Here is a 2748-nt window from a genome sequence, read left to right as displayed (position 1 = left end):
ATTTTAACTGGATAGTTATTTTGCTCTCCTTCTATAGATTAGAGGAGAGCACCAAGCGATCAATAACGAGTAATATTGCTCGCTTAAAGCGAAAATACCTTGTTAACAGTGAGCGAAACTGCCTGCGCAGTGATACGTTGCGTATTACTACCAAACATGGTTCCGCTATCGGTAAAATTAAGTACTGTGCTTGCGAATGGTACTTGATAATTGGTTTTATCCCGCGAAGTAATCAAGTAGGTATAATTCAAATCAAGTACCCAGGTAGGATCTAAATTGTAGCGTATGCCAATTTGGGCACCACCACCCCACAGCCATTCGGAACTAGAAAGACTGACGGGTGAACCAGTAATATCAGAGGGTACTCCATTAACCGCTGCATAGCCCGTTACATTGTAAAAAGTAGATCTTGAATGGAAGACTGCAGGACCAGCACCTAAATAAACGGAAGCATTGTTGTTAAATGATTGGCCAATATAAGGCATCAAAAACAGTTCATGGGTCATTTCAGTCTGAGCAGATCCAATAAGCGCATGCCCAGTCATGGAGCTCACTGTAGGAACAGGAGTTACAATTGTAAATGAGCCTGCTTGAGGTGCAATAATATTTGAATCAGTAAAGGTTACCCCTAAATATTTATAAGCGAATTTAACACCCCAAAACAGATTAGTACCGACTATATCCCTGAAGTATCCTGCTTGTGCGTCAGGAGAAAAAGTCGTTTGAATGTTATGGAAAGGGACCGCTGGTCCTACGGCGGTTCCAGATGCAACTAAGGTCGAGCCGCTGAAGACATTAGAAATACCAACAAGATCAATTTTTTGATCTAATTTAACTGAATTATAACTTCCACCTAACCCGACAAATATGCCAGCTTTTGATATAGACACCGGTCCCATTGCACCTGCAAAGGTTAAAGTGGAAAAAGTTAGTAAATATGATGCAGTACAAACCCCCAATTTTTAATCATTAGACTCTCCATAGGCATGATATGTAAACGGTAAGAATTTAGTGGGTACATCATTCTTGCCTCTATAATAGGGTAAAATCTCAAATATTTGTTTTCTTGTGAACAAAATTTGAATTAGCTTGAAGCATGACAGAGCTACATATTTTTGAGAAAAAAGATGTGACTATTGAAAAACAACGAGCTGTAAAAATATACTAAATGGTTATTTTTCTTGGAACAAGGTAAAATACAGCGTTTTTAGATAAATCTATCTCTAATAATCAATAATTTTTTATTATTAAAGTCAATTAGATAACCATCTTTTTCCTTAATTTTTCTAATTTTTATTTAAAAAATAGAAGAAAAAATATTTTTTAAATCTAAAGCATTGGTTTGTACTATATTTATACAAGATACTGTTGAAATGGTATCCTTATGACTGGAAAGCATTATGAGAAGGATTCAGGGATAGGAAACCATTCTATTAAGCAAATCCAATCGTTAAACAGTATTTGTGAAGGATATACAAATTCAAGGCGATCTGTCGGTTTTGCTGTGCATTCAGACATGGCTTCCATTTCTTTATTTAGGATGTATTAAGATGAATAAAGATATTCCGATGGTTGTCGATGCCGTAAATGGATTTCTCATTAAAATTCATTCAAATAATCACTCGACTATTGCAAAAACGGGTACGGTGGTGTTACCTGGAGAACAACTTCTGCTCATGAATGGCGAAGCTCAACTCCACATGCTAGGGTTGGAAAATATCTATTTGGAGGCTGGGCAAACTTTTAAGCTCGATGGTATTTCTCCATTGTTAAAAAGTTTAAAGCAGGGCGTTGATGTTGATGCACTTATTGAAAAAGCAATGGCTAATGGCATTGATCCAGTGGCCTTATTGCAGTCATTGGAAGAAACCGCAGCAGGTGAAGACACAATTTTGGGAAGTGGTGGTAGTACATTTGTTCTAGATCCACTTTATGGCGTAGGGCATGTTAACGCTGGTTATGATACTTTAGGGCCTTCTTTTTCCTTTACTGAATCAATAAGGTTTGTTTCATTTCTTTTTTGAAGAAAGAGCTCCTGTACAAAAATATTCAAAATTGCAAATGAATCTGGTGTATCACCGCAAATACCTATTCAGCTGGTAACACAAGGTTTATCATTCGATGAGTCGGATGGCTTACAAACAGCCGCTGTAGAAGTACGTTCGAATGTAGAGGATTTAGAAATTAGATCCTTAACTTTTTCTGCAAGTAATGCAACATGGAATGATGGCGAAAAAATGTTAATGGCGGATGATGGTCGTTGGGAACTTCGCTATAACGTTGACACGAAGCAATTCGATTTTTCTCAATTAGAAGCAATTCAACATCCAGATTCAAATGATAACAATGACAATATTATTATTGAGGTGACTGCTACTCTAACAAGAACTGATGGTGCCAGCGCCAGTAGTCAATTTTTGGTAACTATTTACGATGATGGGCCTAAGATTACTGGTACAGATGATTTATTGGTAGATGAAACCGGCGATTTAAAATCCGTTACAGGTCTTTTAACAAAAGATTTTGGTGCGGATGTAGAAGGTGCTGTAGTCAAATTTACTGCAGAAAATGCTGAATGGGATGTAGAGACTCGTACCTTAACAGACAATGATGGGTATTGGAAATTAGTTTATAATGCTCAAAGTGAAGACGAATACCAATTTACACAGTTAAAAGCAATACCCCACGCTGATACACTGGATAATAATGACTTTTTAGAGTAGTTGTTACAGCAGCCGTTACTGATAG

At 37.1% G+C, this 2748-nt stretch carries 3 protein-coding genes; 2 read left to right on the top strand and 1 reads right to left on the bottom strand.

The window, feature by feature from the left end:
* Nucleotides 1-83: 83 nt before the first annotated feature.
* Complete coding sequence (locus tag BN58_RS13725; protein WP_232220633.1) at nucleotides 84-899, bottom strand: outer membrane protein; 816 nt, start codon at nucleotides 897-899, stop codon at nucleotides 84-86.
* Nucleotides 900-1550: 651 nt separating this feature from the next.
* Here BN58_RS13725 and BN58_RS13720 point away from each other — a divergent pair.
* Nucleotides 1551-2024 carry a hypothetical protein gene (locus BN58_RS13720; RefSeq protein WP_019217325.1) on the top strand — a complete coding sequence of 158 codons (474 nt, stop codon included), beginning with the start codon at nucleotides 1551-1553 and terminating at the stop codon, nucleotides 2022-2024.
* 219 nt (nucleotides 2025-2243) lie between these two features.
* Nucleotides 2244-2723, top strand: coding sequence for a hypothetical protein (locus BN58_RS13715; RefSeq protein WP_156812531.1), 480 nt, complete (start codon nucleotides 2244-2246; stop codon nucleotides 2721-2723).
* Nucleotides 2724-2748: the final 25 nt, after the last annotated feature.

The organism is Legionella tunisiensis (assembly GCF_000308315.1).
GTDB lineage: Bacteria > Pseudomonadota > Gammaproteobacteria > Legionellales > Legionellaceae > Tatlockia > Tatlockia tunisiensis.
Note: the sequence above shows the minus strand (reverse complement) of the source record. Positions and strands in the feature narration are given on the sequence as shown.